This is a genomic window from Sphingomonas sanxanigenens DSM 19645 = NX02 (assembly GCF_000512205.2).
In the GTDB taxonomy this organism is placed as follows: domain Bacteria; phylum Pseudomonadota; class Alphaproteobacteria; order Sphingomonadales; family Sphingomonadaceae; genus Sphingomonas_D; species Sphingomonas_D sanxanigenens.
This window is the reverse complement of record NZ_CP006644.1, coordinates 5,477,501-5,497,500: the sequence shown is the minus strand read 5'-3', so window position 1 is coordinate 5,497,500 and position 20,000 is coordinate 5,477,501. Positions and strand designations below refer to the sequence as shown.

General features: G+C 65.9%; 14 protein-coding genes, 2 tRNA genes, 2 rRNA genes and 1 pseudogene (1 of these 19 cut by a window edge). 7 read left to right on the top strand and 12 right to left on the bottom strand.

Annotation, left to right across the window (positions count from 1 at the left end):
- The first annotated feature begins 116 nt into the window (after positions 1–116).
- Positions 117–1,370: pseudogene (locus tag NX02_RS25225) on the top strand (IS256 family transposase).
- Positions 1,371–1,741: 371 nt separating this feature from the next.
- Positions 1,742–1,824 (top strand) — tRNA-Tyr (locus NX02_RS32845).
- A gap of 48 nt (positions 1,825–1,872) precedes the next feature.
- On the opposite strand, the gene NX02_RS25215 is transcribed toward NX02_RS32845, so the two are convergent.
- Positions 1,873–1,946, bottom strand: a tRNA-Gln gene (locus NX02_RS25215).
- A gap of 229 nt (positions 1,947–2,175) precedes the next feature.
- On the opposite strand from NX02_RS25215, the gene ilvD reads away from it, so the two are divergent.
- Positions 2,176–4,023 (top strand): dihydroxy-acid dehydratase, encoded by a 1,848-nt coding sequence (ilvD, locus tag NX02_RS25210; protein WP_025294938.1) that lies wholly within the window; start codon positions 2,176–2,178, stop codon positions 4,021–4,023.
- On the opposite strand, the gene NX02_RS25205 is transcribed toward ilvD, so the two are convergent.
- On the bottom strand, positions 4,007–4,318 hold the full coding sequence (locus tag NX02_RS25205) for a helix-turn-helix domain-containing protein (RefSeq protein ID WP_025294937.1): 312 nt from the start codon (positions 4,316–4,318) through the stop codon (positions 4,007–4,009). The genes ilvD and NX02_RS25205 overlap by 17 nt on opposite strands.
- A gap of 48 nt (positions 4,319–4,366) precedes the next feature.
- The gene (locus NX02_RS31825; RefSeq protein WP_025294936.1) at positions 4,367–4,804 is read right to left on the bottom strand and encodes an RcnB family protein; all 438 of its coding nucleotides are present in this window, start codon (positions 4,802–4,804) and stop codon (positions 4,367–4,369) included.
- A 319-nt stretch (positions 4,805–5,123) separates the two neighbouring features.
- Here NX02_RS31825 and NX02_RS25195 point away from each other — a divergent pair, with 319 nt between their 5' ends.
- From NX02_RS25195 to NX02_RS25185, 3 genes are read left to right on the top strand one after another with little or no spacing between them, the layout of a single operon-like run.
- On the top strand, positions 5,124–5,660 hold the full coding sequence (locus tag NX02_RS25195) for an RNA polymerase sigma factor (protein ID WP_025294935.1): 537 nt from the start codon (positions 5,124–5,126) through the stop codon (positions 5,658–5,660).
- Positions 5,661–5,696: 36 nt separating this feature from the next.
- Positions 5,697–6,653 carry a FecR family protein gene (locus NX02_RS25190; RefSeq protein WP_039998088.1) on the top strand — a complete coding sequence of 319 codons (957 nt, stop codon included), beginning with the start codon at positions 5,697–5,699 and terminating at the stop codon, positions 6,651–6,653.
- Positions 6,650–9,103: a TonB-dependent receptor gene (locus NX02_RS25185; RefSeq protein ID WP_025294933.1), complete on the top strand. Its 2,454-nt coding sequence runs from the start codon at positions 6,650–6,652 to the stop codon at positions 9,101–9,103. The genes NX02_RS25190 and NX02_RS25185 overlap by 4 nt, the downstream gene beginning before the upstream one ends.
- Positions 9,104–9,149: 46 nt before the next feature.
- Here the strand turns inward: NX02_RS25185 and NX02_RS25180 are convergent, their stop codons facing one another.
- The 4 genes from NX02_RS25180 to sciP all read right to left on the bottom strand — a co-directional run bounded on the left by NX02_RS25180 (position 9,150) and on the right by sciP (position 12,203).
- Positions 9,150–10,475, bottom strand: a complete 1,326-nt coding sequence (locus NX02_RS25180) for a cystathionine gamma-synthase family protein (RefSeq protein WP_025294932.1) — start codon at positions 10,473–10,475, stop codon at positions 9,150–9,152.
- A gap of 164 nt (positions 10,476–10,639) precedes the next feature.
- Positions 10,640–11,407 (bottom strand): peptidoglycan editing factor PgeF, encoded by a 768-nt coding sequence (gene pgeF / locus NX02_RS25175; RefSeq protein WP_025294931.1) that lies wholly within the window; start codon positions 11,405–11,407, stop codon positions 10,640–10,642.
- A 106-nt stretch (positions 11,408–11,513) separates the two neighbouring features.
- A complete protein-coding gene (locus NX02_RS25170; RefSeq protein WP_025294930.1) occupies positions 11,514–11,771 on the bottom strand; it encodes a GlsB/YeaQ/YmgE family stress response membrane protein in 258 nt (85 codons plus the stop codon).
- Between the two features lie 132 nt (positions 11,772–11,903).
- Positions 11,904–12,203 (bottom strand): CtrA inhibitor SciP, encoded by a 300-nt coding sequence (gene sciP, locus NX02_RS25165; RefSeq protein ID WP_025294929.1) that lies wholly within the window; start codon positions 12,201–12,203, stop codon positions 11,904–11,906.
- A gap of 160 nt (positions 12,204–12,363) precedes the next feature.
- Here sciP and mnmA point away from each other — a divergent pair, with 160 nt between their 5' ends.
- Positions 12,364–13,476 (top strand): tRNA 2-thiouridine(34) synthase MnmA, encoded by a 1,113-nt coding sequence (gene mnmA, locus NX02_RS25160; RefSeq protein ID WP_025294928.1) that lies wholly within the window; start codon positions 12,364–12,366, stop codon positions 13,474–13,476.
- 32 nt (positions 13,477–13,508) lie between these two features.
- Here the strand turns inward: mnmA and trmB are convergent, their stop codons facing one another.
- The 5 genes from trmB to NX02_RS25135 form a co-directional block, all read right to left on the bottom strand.
- Positions 13,509–14,195: a tRNA (guanine(46)-N(7))-methyltransferase TrmB gene (gene trmB / locus NX02_RS25155; protein WP_025294927.1), complete on the bottom strand. Its 687-nt coding sequence runs from the start codon at positions 14,193–14,195 to the stop codon at positions 13,509–13,511.
- A gap of 63 nt (positions 14,196–14,258) precedes the next feature.
- Entirely contained in the window at positions 14,259–15,320 is a 1,062-nt protein-coding gene (locus tag NX02_RS25150) for a hypothetical protein (protein ID WP_158014180.1), read from the bottom strand.
- Between the two features lie 316 nt (positions 15,321–15,636).
- Positions 15,637–16,941: a VWA domain-containing protein gene (locus NX02_RS30995; RefSeq protein ID WP_025294925.1), complete on the bottom strand. Its 1,305-nt coding sequence runs from the start codon at positions 16,939–16,941 to the stop codon at positions 15,637–15,639.
- A gap of 339 nt (positions 16,942–17,280) precedes the next feature.
- A 5S ribosomal RNA gene (gene rrf, locus NX02_RS25140) occupies positions 17,281–17,395 on the bottom strand.
- Between the two features lie 101 nt (positions 17,396–17,496).
- Positions 17,497–20,000, bottom strand: a 23S ribosomal RNA gene (locus NX02_RS25135); it runs 286 nt beyond the window's last position.

The following is a 20,000-nucleotide window of genomic DNA, read 5'->3' as shown; positions in this document are numbered from 1 at the left end:
AGCTGACCGGCTGCGCGCTTGCGAACAGCGCTGTAGCAGCCGGTCAGCTTTGCGGGTGGCCATCGGTGATCTTCGGATAGGTTTGGGTTGCGACACTCGAACCGACGGAGATCCCGATGACCGACGACAAGATGAACGTTCAGGCGCTGCTGGGGAAGAGCGCGGATGCCGACTTCCTGCGCGAGATGATCGGCTTTGCGGCCCAGCGGCTGATGGATCTGGAGGTAAGCGGGCTGACAGGTGCCGGCTATGGCGAGAAGAGCACGGAACGTCTCGCCCAACGCAACGGCTACCGCGAGCGCGATTGGGAGACCCGCGCCGGCACCGTCGAGCTGCGCATCCCCAAGCTGCGCAAGGGCAGCTATTTCCCCGGCTTCCTCGAGCCGCGACGGATGGCCGAGAAGGCGCTGACCGCGGTGATCCAGGAAGCCTATATCCAGGGCGGAGCCTGCCAAGGTTCCGGCGATGCGTAGCATCGTTGGAAAGCAGGCGGAGGGATCTCGACGCGCTCGGTCGACGATCTGGTGAAAGCGATGGGGATGAGCGGCATCTCCAGGAGCCAGGTCAGCCGGCTGTGCGAAGAGATCGACGATCGGGTGAAGGCCTTCCTCGACCGGCCGATCGAGGGCGACTGGCCCTATCTCTGGATCGACGCCACCTATCTCAAGGTCCGTCAGGCCGGGCGGATCGTCTCGGTCGCGGTGATCATCGCGGTCGGTGTCAACGGCGACGGCCGGCGCGAAGTCCTTGGCATGGCGATCGGCTCGTCCGAAGCCGAGGTGTTCTGGACGGCCTTCCTGCGCAGCCTTGCGCGACGCGGCCTGCGTGGCGTCAAGCTCGTCGTCTCCGATGCCCACGAGGGCATCAAGGCGTCGGTCTCCAAGCTGTTCAACGCGACCTGGCAACGCTGCCGCGTCCACTTCGCCCGCAACGCCCTGGCCCATGCCGGCAAGAGCGGGCGCAGGGTGGTGTCGGCGTTCATCGCCACCGCCTTCGCCCAGGAGACCGCCGAAACCGCCAGCGTCCAGTGGCGCAAGGTCGCCGACCAACTGCGGCCAACCGTGCCCAAGCTCGCCACCTTCATGGATGACACCGAGCAGGACGTGCTCGCCTACATGACTTTCCCGCCGCAGCATCGCGCCAAACTGCACTCGACCAATCCCATCGAGCGGCTCAACGGCGAGATCAAGCGGCGCACCAACGTCGTCGGCATCTTCCCGAACGAGGACGCCATCACTCGCCTGGTCGGCGCCATCCTGCTCGAACAGAACGACGAGTGGGCTGTACAGCGCGCCCGGTACATGACGCTGGAAAGCGTCGCTCCGTTGAGCGATAACCCTCTCGTCAGCATGCCCGCCGTGGCTGCCTGATCAATCCGGCCTCGCCGGAGATCGCCGTCACAACGCCGGCGAACCTACACCACCCGGTGGGACACGATCACAGCTCATGCAGTTGATGATAATTCGCCGGCCATGAACGCGAACCGCCACCTTCTGTCCTCGTCAAGTATCGCACTGCGATATTGACGGTTGGCGCGCGTCCACCCGTCTCAGGAGGGTGGCGCGCAGTGGTGTGCAACCGGTCTCGAAAACCGGGCTAACCTAACGGTTAAGGGTTCGACTCCTTCACCCTCCGCCATGTTCAGGAGCGCGAAGCTGCAAGGTGCAGCCTCCGCCTGCTAAGCGAGGGGAGCCGTCACGGTTTGGGGTTCATCTCCTCCGCGCTCCGCCATCATCTGTTCGGGGAGGTAAAGCCGGTGGCTCCGGCAGTCGCACTGTAAATGCGGCCCTTCGGGGAGTGGATCGAAACCACACCTCCCCACCATCCAGGATCATCGCCACAAGGCGATCACATTTATCGATGTGGGAACGATGGATGCCCCGCGAGGATTCGAACCTCGATTGACGGAGTCAGAGTCCGTAGTCTTACCATTAGACGACAGGGCAATGTCGGAGGCGCGCCGAATAGGCAGAAGCGTGCGCGCTGTCAACGGCGGATGGCGGCGTTCGGCCCCAGCTTCGCGGAACCCAAGACTTGCTTGGGTCCGGGCGGCTTGCAGTCGCATTCGACGGGGTCCAAAAGGCGCGGATTCCGCGTGCGGGCTCCTGCGCGCGGCGTCGAGTGATTCGACACTCTGTGATCCGGCCGCAGGCCCAGCCTCCAAGGAAGTCCGTCATGCCCGCCTATCGTTCCCGCACCACCACCCACGGCCGCAACATGGCGGGTGCCCGCGGGCTCTGGCGCGCGACGGGGATGAAGGATGAGGATTTCGGCAAGCCGATCATCGCCGTGGCCAACAGCTTCACCCAGTTCGTGCCCGGCCATGTCCATCTGAAGGATCTCGGCCAGCTCGTTGCGCGCGAGATCGAGGCGGCGGGCGGCGTCGCCAAGGAGTTCAACACGATCGCCGTCGATGACGGCATCGCGATGGGCCATGGCGGCATGCTCTATTCGCTGCCGAGCCGCGAGCTGATCGCCGACAGCGTCGAATATATGGTCAACGCGCATTGCGCGGACGCGATCGTCTGCATCTCCAACTGCGACAAGATCACGCCCGGCATGCTGATGGCGGCGATGCGGATCAACATCCCCGTCGTGTTCGTCTCGGGCGGGCCGATGGAGGCCGGCAAGGTCGTGTTGAAGGGCGAGAAGCGGGCGCTCGACCTGGTCGATGCGATGGTCGTCGCCGCCGACGAGAGTTATACCGACGAGGAAGTGAAGGCGGTCGAACGCGCCGCCTGCCCCACCTGCGGGTCCTGCTCGGGCATGTTCACCGCCAATTCGATGAACTGCCTCACCGAGGCGCTCGGCCTGTCGCTGCCCGGCAACGGATCGGTGCTCGCCACCCATGCCGATCGCGAGAAGCTGTTCCGCGAGGCCGGCCACCTGATCGTCGATCTCGCCAAGCGGTGGTACGAGCAGGACGACGCCACCGCGCTGCCGCGCACGATCGCCAGCTTCGGCGCGTTCGAGAATGCGATGAGCCTCGACATCGCGATGGGCGGTTCGACCAACACCGTGCTTCACCTCCTCGCCGCCGCGATCGAGGGCGGCGTCGATTTCACGATGGCGGATATCGACCGGCTTTCCCGCCGCGTGCCCTGCCTGTGCAAGGTCGCGCCCGCCAAGTCGGACGTCCATATGGAGGATGTCCACCGCGCCGGCGGAATCATGGCGATCCTCGGCGAACTGGAACGCGGCGGGCTGATCGACGCCACCTTGCCCACCGTCCATGCGCCGACGATGGCGGACGCGCTGGCCCGCTGGGACATCGGCCGCACCAACAGCACCGAGGTGCGCGACTTCTATCGCGCGGCACCGGGCGGCGTGCCGACGCAGACCGCGTTCAGCCAGTCCGAGCGCTGGGTGGATCTGGATACCGACCGCGAGAAGGGCGTCATCCGCTCCGCCGAGCATCCCTTCTCCAAGGATGGCGGCCTTGCGGTGCTGTTCGGCAACCTCGCGCCCGAGGGCTGCATCGTGAAGACCGCGGGTGTCGACGACTCGATCCTCGTCTTCCACGGCCGCGCGCGCGTCTATGAAAGCCAGGACGCGGCGGTCGCCGGCATCCTCGGCAACCAGGTGGAGGCCGGCGACGTCGTCGTCATCCGCTATGAGGGGCCGAAGGGCGGGCCGGGCATGCAGGAAATGCTGTACCCGACGAGCTATCTGAAATCGAAGGGCCTCGGCAAGGCGTGCGCGCTGATCACCGATGGCCGCTTCTCGGGCGGCACCTCGGGCCTCTCGATCGGCCATGTCTCGCCGGAAGCGGCAGAAGGCGGGCTGATCGCGCTGGTCGAGACCGGCGATCCGATCGTGATCGACATCCCGGCGCGCATCATCAGGCTCGACCTCGACGATGCGGCGCTCGCCGAGCGGCGCGCGGCGATGGAAGCGCGCGGTGCCAAGGCGTGGAAGCCGTTCGGCCGCAAGCGCGAGGTGTCCGCGGCGCTGCGCGCCTATGCCGCGCTCACCACCAACGCCGCCCGCGGCGCGGTGCGCGACGTCAGCCAGCTCGACTGAGCTTCAGCGAGGCGCGGGGTGACACGCCCATCTCGCGCTTGAACGCCGCGCCGAACGCGCTTTCGGAAGCATAGCCCAGCATGTGGCCGATCTCGGCCACTGTCTGGCCGCCGCTGCGCAGCGCGCGATCGGCGAGATGCATCAGATCGAGCACGGGCGCGAGCCGCCGATCGGCGAGCCCGCGCAGCCAGCCGCTCACCGCCACCCCGCCCGCCTCCAGATGCGCGCGGATGATGTGGATGACGATGAGCTGCGCGAGCGCGGCAACGCAGCTCTGGTGCGCGGTGGCGCCCAAGCGGGGCAGGCGGGGAAGCCAGTGCTCCCCGCCCCGCCCGCGCGCTACTCACCACACATGATCCACCACCCGCACGATCGCTCCGCTGGAAATGCGGATCAGCGCGATATTGGTGTCGAGATAGATCCATGTGTGCCCGCGCGGGGGCACAGCGAGGCGGTAGAAGCGCAGATCGACAACGGTGTAGCGGCGCAGCGGCGGGGGCACGACGACGCCGACCGTCCAGTGCCGCCCCCAATAGGCGCGGGGCACGGCGTAGTAGCCATGCCCGGGAGCGAAATAGTAACCGTGACGCGGGCCGCGATAGGCAGCGAACCACGGATGGCCGCGCCACCAGCCAACATGATGGCGATCCCAATGCGCAACCGCCGGGGGCGGCGGGGGCGGGCGGTGACGATGGTGATGGGGAGCAGGCTGCGCCGACGCGACAGCGGGCAGCAGCGCCAGCAGCACGGCCAGCGCGGTCGGGAAGCGTACAGAATTCATCGGTCGATCCATCTTTCCGAGTGACGATCGCGCCGCCGGCTCCCTTCCGAACGAACGCAGCCTCATCTTGCCGGTGTGCCGTAAGCCGCGCATGACGCGGCGGTGTCGAACCGAAACGAAATGTTACGTGTATAATGCGATCGACGAACGTCGTTCCGGGCGGCTAGGCGGCGGCTTCCGGATCGGCTAAAGGGGCCGCCGCTTCGCAACGATCGGGCCCCGCCCGCGGTCTCAGCCCCCGCCCGGCGCCGCCTCGACCCCCTCGGCAGGATCGCGTAACGGCAGTCATGGTTTCCGTTCATCTCTTATCGGTGCCGGCATGAGCGGAGGGGGGCTGCAGGCCGTGTTCATGGCGCAGCGGCCGGCACTGCTGCGCTTTTTGCGCGCGCGCGGTGCGGGTGAGGAGGCGGAGGATCTGCTGCAGGATCTGTGGCTGAAGCTGGAAGGCGGCCCGCCCGCAGTGCCCGTCGCCGAGCCGCTGGCCTATCTCTATCGCGCCGCGGACAATCTGATGCTCGATCGCCGCCGGTCGGCGGTCCGCCGCATCGCCCGCGAGGACGCGTGGGGCGAAGCGGTGGACGGCGCCGAACCCGGCGTGTCCGACACGCCTTCGGCCGAGCGCGTGCTCGCCGGGCGGGACGAACTGCGCCGCGTCCAGGCCGCGCTCGACGCGCTGGGCGAACGCACCTCCGCCATCTTCCGGCGGCACCGCGTCGACGGCATCGGCCAGCGCGACATCGCGACCGAATCCGGGATCAGTCTCAGCGCCGTGGAAAAGCATCTGCAGAAAGCCTATCGCGCGCTTGCGATGCTCAAGGCGGACTCGGAAAATCCGGAGCAGCGGGATGCGGGTTGAGCGCGGCGGTGGCGTCCTGCCATCGAGGTTATGGCGATGAACATCAGCGATCAGCGCATCAGCGACGAAGCGGCCCTCTGGGCCGTGCGCACGCGCGACTCGGATTTCGCCGACTGGGATGGCTTCATCGCCTGGCTGGAAGCGGATCCCGCGCACAACATCGCCTATGAACGGGCGCTGCTCGCGGCCGAGGATGCGGCGGCGTTGCTGGCGACCGTTGCGGCGCCTGCCGCCGCCCCCGTTTCATTGCCCGAGCCGGCCAATGACGAGCCCGCGCGTATCGGGCGGCGCCGGCTGCTGGGTGGCATGGTCGCGGCATCGCTGCTGGCGGTCACCACCTATGCGGTGCTGCAGCCCGGCGGCGGCGCGCTGGAGACGGTGCGGACCGAGCCCGGCCAGCGCCGGACGATCGAGCTTGCCGACGGCAGCCGCATCGCGATCAACGGCGGCACCACACTCGTCACCGATCGGGATCGCCCGCGTTTCGCACGGCTCGACTCGGGCGAGGCCGCTTTCTTCGTCGTCCACAACACGCGCGATCCGTTCGTGGTCGAAGCGGGCGGCGCGACGTTGCAGGATGCCGGCACCGCGTTCAACGTGCGCCGCGGCGGCGGGCGGACCGAAGTGGCGGTGTCCGAGGGTCTGGTGATCTACAATCCCGCCGCGGAAGCGGTGCGCCTGCCGCCGGGCAGGCAGTTGCGGGTGACCGATGGCCGCGCGCCGGTGGTGGGTGAGGTCGCGGTCGACAGCGTCGCCGGCTGGCGCAGCGGGCGCCTTTTCTATGACGGCGCCAGCCTCGCCGATGTCGCCGCGGACCTGCAGCGCAATACCGGGATGCGCGTCTCCGCAGCGCCCGCCGTCGCCGGCCGTCCGTTCACCGGCGTGATCACGCTGGAAGGCGGCAATGACCGGCTGTTCGCGAGGCTTGGGCCGCTGCTGGGGGTCGATGTGCAGCGCAACGATCAAGGGTGGACGCTGACGAACAAGCCGTGAAACCCCTCGCGCTCGTCCTTGCCGCCACGGTTGCGCTGTCCGGCGCGACCACGGCGCATGCGTCCCCCGGCCGTCGGCCGGTGGATCTCCCCGCGGGCCGGCTGGCCGACGCGGCGATTGCGCTTGGCCAGCAGGCCGGCATCAGCATCGGCATCGCCGACCCTTCGATCGCCAACCGCCGCGTCCGCGCGGTGAAGGGGCGGATGGCGCCCGCCGAGGCGCTTCAGCGGATGCTGGAAGGCACGACCGCGGCGGCGGTGCCGATCGACGGCACGAGCTGGCGGATCATCCGCCGCCTGCAGCCGCTGGCACCGCCCGCCCCGGCGTCGATGCGCGCGCCGGCCGAGGAAGTGGCGCTGCCGACGCCGCCGATCGCCGACCTCGTCGTCACCGCCAGCAAGCGCAACGTCTCCGTTCCCGCCTTTCCCGGCACCGCGACGGTGGTTGCCGGCAGTGTGTTCGAGGCAAACGGCGCCGCCGGCGGCAGCGATGCGCTCGCCGCGCAGGTGCCGACCGTCACCTCGACGCATATCGGCCCGGGGCGCAACAAGCTGTTCATCCGCGGCATCGCCGATTCGAGCTTCACCGGGCCGACGCAGGCGACCTCGGGGCAATATTTCGGTGATACCCGGCTCAACTATAATGCGCCGGACCCCGACCTCAGGCTGTATGACGTCAGCAGCGTCGAGGTGCTCGAGGGGCCGCAGGGCACGCTCTATGGCGCAGGATCGCTGGGCGGCATCATCCGCATCGTCGGCAATGCGCCGCAGCTTGAACTGTTCCAGGGCTCGGCCTCGGCGGGCGTGTCGACGACGGCGCATGGTGCGGAAAGCATCGACGGTTCGGCGATGCTCAACATCCCTTTGGTCTATGACCAGCTCGGCGCCCGCTTCGTCGGCTATGCCGCCAGCGACGGCGGCTATATCGACGACCTTCAGCGCGGCGTGGACAATGTCAATCGCACGCGCACCTATGGCGCGCGCGGCGCGCTGCGGGCACAGATCGGGGACGACTGGACGATCGACCTCAGCGGCATCTGGCAGCGCATCGATGGCGCGGACAGCCAATATGCCACGCGCGGCGGCCCATCGCTCAGCCGCCGTAGCGGCATCGCCCAGCCGTTCCGCAACGATTTCCTGCTCGGCGACGTCACCATCGCGCGCGAATGGGATCTGCTGCGCTTCACTTTGACCGGCGGTATCGTCAGCCATCGCATCGACGAGACCTATGATGCGACCTTGCAGACGCCGAGCGCCATGGCCGGCTGGCCGGCGCGCTTCCCGCTCGACAGCCTGCCGCTGCCGGTGGGCACCGCCGAGGACGGCATCGCGCGCGCGTTCGACCAGAGCAACCGCACCCGGCTGCTGACCGCCGAAGCGCGGCTCAGCCGCGCTATGGATGGCGGCTATGGCTGGCTGATCGGTGGCAGCGTGATCCGCAACCGCGCGCGCATCACCCGGCAGTTCGGCGATCTCGGCGCGGAAATGCCGCGCACCGGCGTGCGCAACCTCGCCACCGAGCTGACCGCCTTCGGCGAAGTTTCGGTGGAGCCGGTGACGGGCGTGACGCTGACCGGCGGCGCGCGCTTCAACCATGTCCGCCTGTCCGGCGAGGGCCTCGACCTTCAGGAAGCCTCCATTGAAAAGCTGCTGGCGGCGCGCGTGGCAAGCACCGAGCGCAACGTGTCCAGCTTCCTCCCCTCCGTCTCGGTTTCGGTCCGGCCGATGACCGACATCATCCTCTACGCCCGCTACCAGGAAGGCTTCCGCCCCGGCGGCCTTGCGATCCGCGACGATTATATCGAGCGCTACCGCAACGATGAGGTTGCGACGATGGAAACCGGCATGCGCTACGGTGCGCCGGGGCTGACCAGCATCCACGCCAGCCTATCCTTCGCCTACACCCGCTGGAAGAACATCCAGGCCGACCTGATCGACAATCAGGGCCTGCCCGCGACCGTCAACATCGGCGACGGCCGCATCTACAGCGTCGACGCGCGGGTCGGCTGGCGCGTTGCGACCGGGCTGCAGATCGACGGTGCGGTCTTCTTCAACGATAGCCGGGTTACCGAACCCACGCTCGGCCTGTTCGCCTCGACGTCGGGACCGCTGCCCAACGTCGCGCGTGTCGGCGCGCGTGGTGCCGCGGAGTATCGCACCGCGCTTGGCGACAGCCTCGACCTCAAGCTGTCGGGTTCGGTGCGCTATGTCGGCAAGTCGCGACTGGGCGTCGGCCCGCGGCTCGACATCGCGCAGGGCAATTATGTCGATACGCAGCTGTTCGGCCGGCTCGGCTGGGAGCGGTTCGGCCTGTCGCTGACGGTCAGCAACCTGTTCGACACCGTCGGCAACCGGTTTTCGCTCGGCAGCCCGTTCACCTACACCCGCGAGGAACAGATCACCCCGCTCCGTCCGCGTACGGTGCGGCTCGGGGTGGATATGCGGTTTTGACCAGCCTCCTCCCCGACGCCAGGCGACGGGGAGGAGATGACGTGCATCAAACCCTGTCCAAGGCCTGCGCGAAGTCGGCGATCAGATCGTCCGCATCCTCGACGCCGATCGAGATCCGTACCAGATTGTCGGTGATGCCCAGCGCGCGCTTGCGGGCGTCGGGCACGGACAGGTGCGTCATCGCCGCGGGGTGGCTCGCCAGGGTCTCGGTGCCGCCGAGGCTCACCGCCAGCTTGGCGATGCGCAGCGCGTCGAGGAACGCGAAGCTCTCCTTTTCGCCGCCCTTCAGGAACAGCGAAAAGGTCGAGCCGGCGCCGCTGCAGTGGCGGCGGTAGATGTCCGCCTGCCGTTCCTGCCCGGGCTCATCCTGCAGGAAGCCGAGATAGCCGACGCGCTCCACCTTGGGATGGTCGCGCAGGAACGCGCAGACCTTGGCGGCATTCTCGCCCGCACGCGTCATCCGCAGTTCCAGCGTCTCCAGGCTGCGCAGCAGCATCCAGGCAGTGTTGGGATCGGTAATCGTGCCGATCGTGTTGCGCATCGCGCGGATCACATCGATCAGGCTCTTCCGGCCGAGCACGCCGCCGGCGACGAGATCGCTGTGGCCACCGGCATATTTGGTGAGCGAATAGACCACCAGATCGGCGCCATGCGCCAGCGGCTTGTGCCAGAGCGGCCCGAGGAAGGTGTTGTCGATCGCGATCGGAGGCTGCTCCGCGGCATCGCCGAACACCGTCTTGCGCGCCGCGACCACCGCCTCGACGTCGACCAGCGCGTTGGTGGGATTGGCCGGGCTTTCGAGATAGATCAACGCGACCCGCCCCGATGCCGCCTTGCCGAGCACCGCCTCGATCTCGTCCTGCGTCGCGCCGGCGGGGAAATCGAGCCAGTGGATGCCGAAACGGCCGAGCACGCGCGCGATCAGCGTTTCCGTGGCGGCATAGAGCGGCCCCGAATGGACGATCGTGTCGCCCGGCCGCACCATCGACAGGAACAGCGTGGCGATTGCCGACATGCCCGAGGAGAAGGTCAGCGCGTCCTCGGCATCCTCCCACACGCCCAGCCGATCCTCGAGGATTTCCTGGTTGGGGCCGTTGAACCGCGAATAGACCAGACCCTCGGCACCGCCCGGGCGCTTGCCGGTGACCCCTTCGAAATGGCGCTTGCCCGCGGCGGCATTGGGGAAGACGAAGGTCGAGGTCAGGAAGATCGGCGGCTTCAGCGATCCTTCGGACAGCATCGGATCATAGCCATATCCCATCATGAGGGTCGCCGGCTTGAGCGCCCGCCCGCCGATATCGTCGATCGGCGGCTTGGGGTTCTTGCGCGGCGTCACGCCGGTCAGGTCGGCTTCGTTCGGCTTGTCGGTCATCAGGGTCCTCTCCAGGACTGAGCAATATTATGAGCCTAGCGAATGTGCCGTCACGACGCACGTTCGGATCGGCGGGCGCGCCGCGCGATCCGGCGCTTTGCCCGATCGCCGTGAGACGCCGAGAGCGGCATGCATCGCGCCTGCCGAGGCCGGCGCGACGAACGTCAGCGGGAAAGGCCGATCAGACTGATCTGCCGGCCATAATCGGGCTCGCCGCGCAACGTCGCGCGGCGAAAGCTGTAGAAGCGCGCCTCGTCGCGGCAGGTATCGAGCCCCATCATTTCGACGCGGCCGATACCCGCCGCGGCGAGTCGCGCCGCGACATAGGCCTCGATGTCGAACCAGGCATGGCCGGGCCGGCCGGCGCCGAAGAAGCGATCCGTCTCGGGATCGGCTTCGGCGAAGCGTGCGACGAACTCGTCGCCGACCTCGTAAGAGGTGCGGCCGATGCAGGGGCCGGTAGCAGCGGCGATCCGGTTTCGACTGGCACCGAGCGCGACCATCGCCGCGATCGTCGCATCGGTCACGCCGCCGATCGCGCCGCGCCAGCCGACATGCGCCGCACCGACCACGCCGGCGACGGCATCCGCCAGCAGCACCGGCACGCAATCGGCGGTGAGGATGCCCAGCAGCACACCCGGCGTCGCGGTAACGAGTGCATCGGCGCGCGGCCGCCGGTCGTCGGCGATACCGCCCGCGACGGTGACGACATCGGCGGAATGGATCTGGTAGACGCTGGCGAGCGCCGCGCCGGGCAGCACCGCCGCCACCGCACGCCGGCGGTTCTCGGCGACTGCGGCCGGATCGTCCCTGCTGCCGATGCCGACGTTCAGGCCGGCGACGGCGCCGGTGGAAACCCCGCCCTGCCGGCCGAGAAAGCCATGGGGAATGTCGCCAAGCGCGCTGGCGCGGAGGGGATCGATCGCGGACATGTCGCTGCCTAGAGCGATTCGGCGCGCCGGGGAACAGCCGTGCGCATACGAAAAAGGGCCGTGCCATCGGCGCGGCCCCTTTCGCTGCCGTTCGACGGATGCTGCGTTAACGCAGCGAACCGCGACGGAAAAGATTGACGATGCCGAGCAAGACGACCGCGCCCACCAGCGAGACGAGGAGCGAGGTCAGCGAGAAATTATAGGCGTTGATCGTGCCACCGCTGAAGATCAGGCCACCAATAAAGGCGCCAACGATGCCGACGATGATGTTGAGGAAAATGCCCTGCTGTGCATCGGTGCGCATGATGAGGCTCGCGAGCCAACCGATCACACCGCCAATCACGAGCCAAAGAATGAGATTCATTGTCTAGCCTCCTGAACGGCCGCCCGCGTGGCGGCGTACGGAGCATAGACTCTCAAGACCGGCGCAAGTTCCGCCATGCACCCTGCAACACTTGACGCATGGATAAAAACATGGGTCCGTCGCAGCTGGAGGTCAGTACTTCTGCTGGCGCTCGTACAGCGATTTATAGTGCTGGATGCGCGTGACGCGAAGGCCCGGCATACCCGATCGATCGACCGCGCGCTGCCAGCCGGCGAACTCCTCGATCGTCAACCCATAGCGGTCGCAGGCTTCGTCGACCGTCAGCAGCCCGCCGGCCACCGCCGCGACCACTTCCGCCTTGCGGCGGACCACCCAGCGCTTGGTGCCGGGCGGCGGCAGGGTCTCCAGCGTCAGCGGCTCGCCCAGCGGTCCCACGATCTGCACCGGGCGCACAATGGGGTTATCGTTCATCGACGTCCTCGAACGGCGGTCGACTGCGGCCGCCAGCGTGCCCGGCCGCGTCGCCGGTGCTTGGAAAAGGCAATAGAAGCATCAGGTAAACACGACGTTTACTCGCGTGCGAGACCGGCACTAGCACCCAGGGGTCGATCGGGGGTAAAGGGCAGCGATCATGACCCCCGAATTTCAGCTTGCCCGGCCGCTCGACGCGCGGCGCATCGTCGTTGCCATGTCCGGCGGCGTCGACAGCTCGGTGGTGGCGGCGCTCGCCGCGCGATCCGGCGCCGAGACGATCGGCATTACCTTGCAGCTTTACGATCATGGCGCCGCGATCAAACGCGCCGGCAGCTGCTGCGCCGGGCAGGACATCCGCGATGCCCGCGCCGTCGCCGACACGCTCGGCATCGCCCATTATGTGTTCGACCATGAAAGCGCGTTCCGCGAGTCGGTGATCGACGATTTCGCCGACGAATATATGGCCGGACGCACGCCGATTCCCTGCGTTCGCTGCAACATGGGCGTGAAGTTCACGGATCTGTTCCGTTTGGCGCGGGACCTTGGCGCCGATTGCCTCGCGACCGGCCATTATGTCCGCCGCGTCGAGGGCGCCGCCGGCCCGGAATTGCACCGCGCGCTCGATCCGGCCCGCGACCAGAGCTATTTCCTGTTCGCGACCACCACCGAGCAGCTCGGCTATCTGCGCTTCCCGCTCGGCGGCATGCCCAAGCCCGAGGTCAGGCGCATTGCCGCCGAGCTTGGCCTGGGCGTCGCCGCCAAGCCGGACAGCCAGGATATCTGCTTCGTGCCCGACGGCGATTATGCATCGATCGTCCGCAAGGTCCGTCCCGATGCCGAAACCGCGGGCGAGATCGTCGATCTGGAGGGCCGCGTGCTCGGTGCGCATCGCGGCTTCATCCACTTCACCGTCGGCCAGCGCCGCGGGCTGGAGATCGGCGGTCTCGCCGAGCCGCTCTACGTCGTGCGGCTCGAACCGGATACGCGCCGCGTGGTGGTGGGGCCGCGCCGTGCACTGGCCGTCACCGCGGCGCGCATCTCGGGGTTCAACTGGATCGGCGGACCGCACGAAGGGCCCGTCACCGCCAAGGTGCGCTCGCTCGCCAAGCCGGTGCCGGCGCGGATAGACGGCGATCGCGTGATCTTCGACCAGCCCGAATATGGCGTTTCGCCCGGGCAGGCCGCGGTGCTTTACGGCGGTGAGCGCGTGCTGGGCGGCGGCTGGATCGACGAGACGGAAGCCGCAATACCCGAGTCGCTGGTCGCTTGACGCCCGGCGACGGTCCGCGCAGCTCCTGACGCTCAGTGCGCCGTGCACCGGTAGCGGAAGTACCAGACCTCGCGGCCCTCGCGCCGCGCCTTCGCCTCGTAGCGCGTCTGCGGCCAGCCGCCGGGGCGGACGAGGAAGTCGCCGGGTTTCTCCGCCAGCCATTCGAAATCGCGGCGCTGGTTCATGACCATCATCGACCAGCGGCAATAGGTGGGGTCGTCGGTGCCCAGCCGGAATTCGCCGCCGGGCTGCAGCTTGGCGGCGATCAGGTCGAGCGGGCCGTGGTTCATCATCCGGCGCTTGGCGTGGCGCGCCTTGGGCCAGGGATCGGGGTGCAGCAGATAGACGAAGCGCAGCGACGCATCGGGCAGCCGTTCCAGCACCTCCAGCGCGTCGCCCATGTGCAGCCGCACGTTGGGCAGATGCTTGTCGCGGATGTGCAGCAGCGCACCGACCACGCCATTGAGGAAGGGCTCGCAGCCGATGAAGCCGTGATCGGGCAGCAGGTCGGCGCGATAGGCGAGATGCTCGCCTGCGCCGAAGCCGATCTCGAAATGGAGCGGGCGATCGTCGCCAAAGAGCAACGACGCGTTCAGCGCGCCTTCCTCGGGCACGCTCAGCGCCGGCAGAAATTCCTCCACCAGCCGCGCCTGTCCCTCGCGCAGCTTGTGGCCCTTGGCGCGGCCATAAAGCCGGCGGATCGTCGTTGGATCGTTCATGGCGGGGCGCTTTAGGACGAGATTGCGCGCGGCGGAAGCGCTGGCGATGCGTACGGTGCCCGTCTATTTCTTCTCCAGCACGTCGGCATTGATCTGGACGCTGCGATTCTTGCCCCAGGTCGTCACGGTGGAGATCGGCTGCGTCTTGTTCACATGGTCGATAACCTGCGTCGGCGCAGGCAGGCGATCCATGAGCCGATAATTGAGCGTGCGCGACAGATGCTGGAATTTGATCGACCAGCCCGGCGGGCCGTCCTTTGCCAGAACCTGCTGCAAGGGATCGGTCGCCACCATGATGCCGCGCCCGGCATCGGACGGGGCAAGCATATAGGCGTCCTTCGCACCGTCCGGACGATAGACGATGCCCTTGGGTTCCACGCCGTCGTCCCGGCACCAGACGACCGGTTGCCGCGCCGCCGCCGCCTTGCCTTTCCCGGCCACGGGTATCGCGAAAACGCTGCCGATCATGGCCGCCTCGGCCGTTGCCGGAAGCGGCACCGCCGCGCCATCGAACGCGAGGGTATCCGCGCAGGCCGCGACCGGCGCGACCGCTGATTCGGGCCGCACCGTCTTCGGCCATTTCAGGCCGGCGATCAGGTCGCGCATCCGGGTGTCGAGTGCATCCGCATCGAGGCTGGCGGAGGAATAGCGGATTTTCACGAACCAGCCATCGAGCGGCATCAGCGCGACACCAGTGCTGCGGAACGGCGAGTCGGATGCGGCATAGGTTGCGATCAATCCCGCCGCCGCCGATTGGCGCGGCGGAACGAACGGCAACGGCCGCGCCGAGCGCCGCAACGTGCCATAGACCTTCGGGCGCGTCTCGATCGCCCAGGTCGCGCGATCGAACCACACGGGCAGCGCGCCGCTGATATCGCGATAGATATAGAGCGTGATCGCCTCGTCCTGCCTATCATAGGCGGCCGAAACATCGAGTTCGTCGGCCTCAAGCGCCGACGCACGCGTGCGCTGAATGCCATAGAGTTCGGCCGGGAATTGCAGCTTTGTATGCTTGTGCGTGAATGGCTTGCCCGGCTTCACCGATAGCGGCTGCGATTGCTGCGCCTGCCCCGCCGCCGGCAGGAGCATGCTGGCTGCGAGGCCGATCAACAGTCCTCGAATCATCCTCTCCATAGGGTCCCCCATCCCCGAAACGTCGCGGCACGCTCTCATGGACGGTGGCGGCGCACAAGCCGCCGGGCGCGGTCCATCCCTATGGAAATCATCCATTTTGGCGGCCGCTGGCTCAACGCCGCGAGAGGCTCCGGCGGGTTCGCGGGGCTATGGGCTCCGCCGGCGCTTTGGCAGCACTGTCGTCGTGCCGACGTGCAGTTCTTCGCCCAGCGCGATTGCGGCGCGGTGGGTTGGCCGCAACGCGAATGTGATCCGGATCGGAGAAGATGGTCCGATCTGAATGGCTTCGGCGGATCGACGCGCGACGTCAGCGCTTCAGCACGCCCGCCTTCGCCGCGGCGTCCAACCAACCGCCATATTCGGTAGACATCAAGTCGAAAAACTCGACATCGCTCGGCCCGTCGGGATCCTCGACCGCGAAGAAATCGGCATTGTCGACCACGCGGCCGGGCATGTCGTCGAGATAGGCGAGGAAGTCGAAGCCGCGCGGCAGCTTGCGGCTGCCCGATTTGACGCCGGCCGGCATCGGCCCGATCGCCATGAATTTCCAGAAGATCGCCTCCGACGAGGCGCTCTTGATCTGCTCCTCGGCGAGCTTGCGGTTCTCGGTGCCGCCGTCGGTCACGAAGATCACGTAGACCGGGGTCCGGCCGAAATCGCTTTCCCGTGCCGCGGTCTCGCGCAGCATCTGCATCGCCTTGCCATAGTCGGTCGTGCCCCAGACATCCTTGCGCTGCTGGATGTCCTGCGCGAACGTCCTGTAATTACCGGCGTTGACGTTGCCGAACATCGTCGCGCGATGATCAAACAGGATCACGCCGATCTCGCCATCGTCATCGAGATTGAGTCCGTAGGCGAGCGCGCGCTGCGCCAGCCGATCGACCGCGCCCGACTTGAACAGCCCGCGCATCGAGCCTGAGACGTCGAGGATCAGCCACACTCTGGCCGGCCGATCCGCGCCCTTCTGCTTGGCGAGGCTGAGGCCCGCGGCCTTCGCGAGGCTGACGAGCTTCTTGTCCTGCTTTTCGAGAGTGACGAGGCGCTGTTCGACCTTGGCCTTGTGCAGATCGACCTTGGGCGGTGCGGGGGATGCAATCGGGGGCGCAGGGACCGCGGCGGGCTCGTCCGCCACGTCGATGCCGAACGATCGCGCGAGCGGCGCGAGCCCGCCGGCAAAGCCCTGCCCCACGGCGCGCAGCTTCCACTGGCCCTGCCGCAGATAGAGATCCGCGACGATGATCGCTGCCTCCGCGGTGCCCGCCACCTCGTGACGGAAAGAGGGGCCGCCGCCGACCGCGAGCGTGATCGCGCGCAGGCTGCCCGCCGAGCCGCCATCCACCACCACGCAGATCGCGATCCGCTCGATGGCGGGCGGCAGGCGTGCAAGGTCGACAGCGAAGCGTCCGCTCGCGGGATCGAGGCGGACGGCACCCTCGGGGCTCGCCGGCTGGTTGTAGAAGATCATGTCGGTATCGCCGCGGACCTTACCCGAAGCGTCGAGCAGATAGGCCGAAATGTCGACATCCAGCCCGGACGGACGCGCATCGAACGTCACGGCGATATCGAGCATGCCCGACGGTAGCGGCGCGTTGGCGCCCTGCGAAAGCTGCATCTGCCTCTCCCCTCGCTTTGATCGTGCGTTCCTTAGGGTGGTTCGCCCGGTGCCGACAACCCGGATCGGCGTCACGGTCGGGCGACACCAGCGGACTCGGCACGCTGTCGAAGACGGAGTCGTGAGCCGAGCAGCGGACGACGAGCGGAGAATGTTGCCCGCATTCCGTTCACCCCGGCCTTGCGCCGGGGTCGCGCGTCTTCCGGAGCGTTTTGCTGCGCGCCGTTCAAGACGAAAGCGGCCGCCGATCTTTCGATCGGCGGCCGTTTCGAGCCTCTGTTGGAGGCGTTATGTGAATGGGTTCTGGATGCACCGTTGTGTGATTGCGCTGGCTTCAAAGCCTGGCGGCGCCCTACTCTTCCATCGCTTAAGCGATAGTACCATCGGCGCAGTCTGGTTTCACGTCCGAGTTCGGGATGGGATCGGGTGGGTCACAGACGCTATGGCCACCAAGCTGTGGAGCCAGCGCAATGTTTTGCGGTGTTCGGGTGATCGATGTTTTGAAGGCTGGGAGTCATAACCGGACAGCCCAGGGCTGTCGTTGATGGTGAGACTCTCAAGCGCGAATAGAGCAATTAGGACCGGTTAGCTCCATGCGTTACCGCACTTCCACATCCGGCCTATCAACGTGGTGGTCTTCCACGGCTCTGTGAAATCTTATCTCGAGGGAGGCTTCCCGCTTAGATGCTTTCAGCGGTTATCCCGTCCATACATAGCTACCCTGCTGCACCGTTGGCACGATGACAGGTCCACCAGAGGTATGTTCAACCCGGTCCTCTCGTACTAGGGTCAACTCCTCTCAAATTTCGACGCCCACGGCAGATAGGGACCAAACTGTCTCGCGACGTTCTGAACCCAGCTCACGTACCACTTTAATTGGCGAACAGCCAAACCCTTGGGACCTGCTCCAGCCCCAGGATGTGATGAGCCGACATCGAGGTGCCAAACAACCCCGTCGATATGAGCTCTTGGGGGTTATCAGCCTGTTATCCCCGGCGTACCTTTTATCCGTTGAGCGATGGCCCTTCCACGAGGGACCACCGGATCACTATGACCGACTTTCGTCTCTGCTCGACTTGTCAGTCTCGCAGTCAGGCTGGCTTATGCCATTGCACTCTAACAGACGGTTTCCAACCGTCCTGAGCCAACCTTCGCGCGCCTCCGTTACTCTTTGGGAGGCGACCGCCCCAGTCAAACTACCCGCCACAGAGGGTCCCTGCACCGGATGACGGTGCGAGGTTAGACATCAGAAAACAACAGGGTGGTATTTCACCTATGGCTCCACACCGGCTGGCGCCGATGCTTCAAAGCCTCCCACCTATGCTACACAGTTCTTTCCTAATGCCACTCTGAAGCTGCAGTAAAGGTGCACGGGGTCTTTCCGTCTAACCGCGGGTACTCCGCATCTTCACGGAGAATTCAATTTCGCTGAGCATGTGCTGGAGACAGTGGGGAAGTCGTTACGCCATTCGTGCAGGTCGGAACTTACCCGACAAGGAATTTCGCTACCTTAGGACCGTTATAGTTACGGCCGCCGTTTACCTGGGCTTCATTTCGGAGCTTGCACCCCTCCACTTAACCTTCAGGCACCGGGCAGGCGTCAGACCCTATACGTCGTCTTGAAGCCGACTTAGCAGAGCCCTGTGTTTTTGCTAAACAGTCGCTACCCCCTGGCCTGTGCCCCCTCATACTGCTTGCGCAATGTGAGGGCCTCCTTCTTCCGAAGGTACGGAGGCAATTTGCCGAGTTCCTTCAGCACACTTCTCTCAAGCGCCTTGGTATACTCTACCAGCCCACCTGTGTCGGTTTCGGGTACGGTCTATACGGTGGGGCTATTTCCTGGAACCTCTTCGAGGCCATCCCAATCCGTTAAGGGATGACAACACACGAGATCCGTCACACACCACCAGGTTCAGGAATATTAACCTGATTCCCATCGACTACCCCCTTCGGGCTCGTCTTAGGGGCCGACTCACCCTGCGCGGATTAGCCTTGCGCAGGAACCCTTGGGCTTTCGGCGAGAGGGCATCTCACCCTCTTTATCGCTACTCATGTCTGCATTCGCACTTCCGATACCTCCACGGTCCATTACCAGACCGCTTCACCGGCTTACGGAACGCTCCGCTACCGCGTGGACAAATCCACACCCTAAGCTTCGGTGCACGTCTTGAGCCCCGTTACATCTTCGCCGCAGGATCTCTTGTTTAGACCAGTGAGCTGTTACGCTTTCTTTAAAGGATGGCTGCTTCTAAGCCAACCTCCTGGTTGTTTTGGAAATCCCACATGCTTTCCCACTTAGACGTGACTTGGGGACCTTAGCTGTAGGTCAGGGCTGTTTCCCTTTTGACGACGGACCTTAGCACCCGCCGTCTGTCTCCCGGATAGTACTCAATGGTATTCGGAGTTTGGTTAGGTTTGGTAGATCTCGCGACCCCCTAGCCCATCCAGTGCTCTACCCCCATTGGTATTCGTCCGAGGCACTACCTCAATAGTTTTCGCGGAGAACCAGCTATTTCCCGGCTTGATTGGCCTTTCACCCCTAAACACAACTCATCCGGTAACTTTTCAACGTTAATCGGTTCGGACCTCCAGTGGGTGTTACCCCACCTTCATCCTGGTCATGCCTAGATCGCCGGGTTTCGGGTCTAATCCGTCAAACTCTGTCGCCCTATTCAGACTCGCTTTCGCTGCGCCTACACCTAACGGCTTAAGCTTGCTTGACAGATTAAGTCACAGACCCATTATGCAAGAGGTACGCAGTCAGGCCTCAAGGACCCTCCTACTGCTTGTAGGCATTCGGTTTCAGGTACTGTTTCACTCCCCTCATCGGGGTGCTTTTCACCTTTCCCTCACGGTACTGGTTCACTATCGGTCATGCACGAGTATTTAGGCTTGGAGGGTGGTCCCCCCATGTTCAGACAGGATTACACGTGTCCCGCCCTACTCAAGTCCTGAATGTTCGCTTTCGCATACGGGGCTGTCACCCGCTATGGCCGGCCTTTCCAAACCGTTCTGCTAACTCACATCCAGGCACTGGCCTGGTCCGCGTTCGCTCGCCA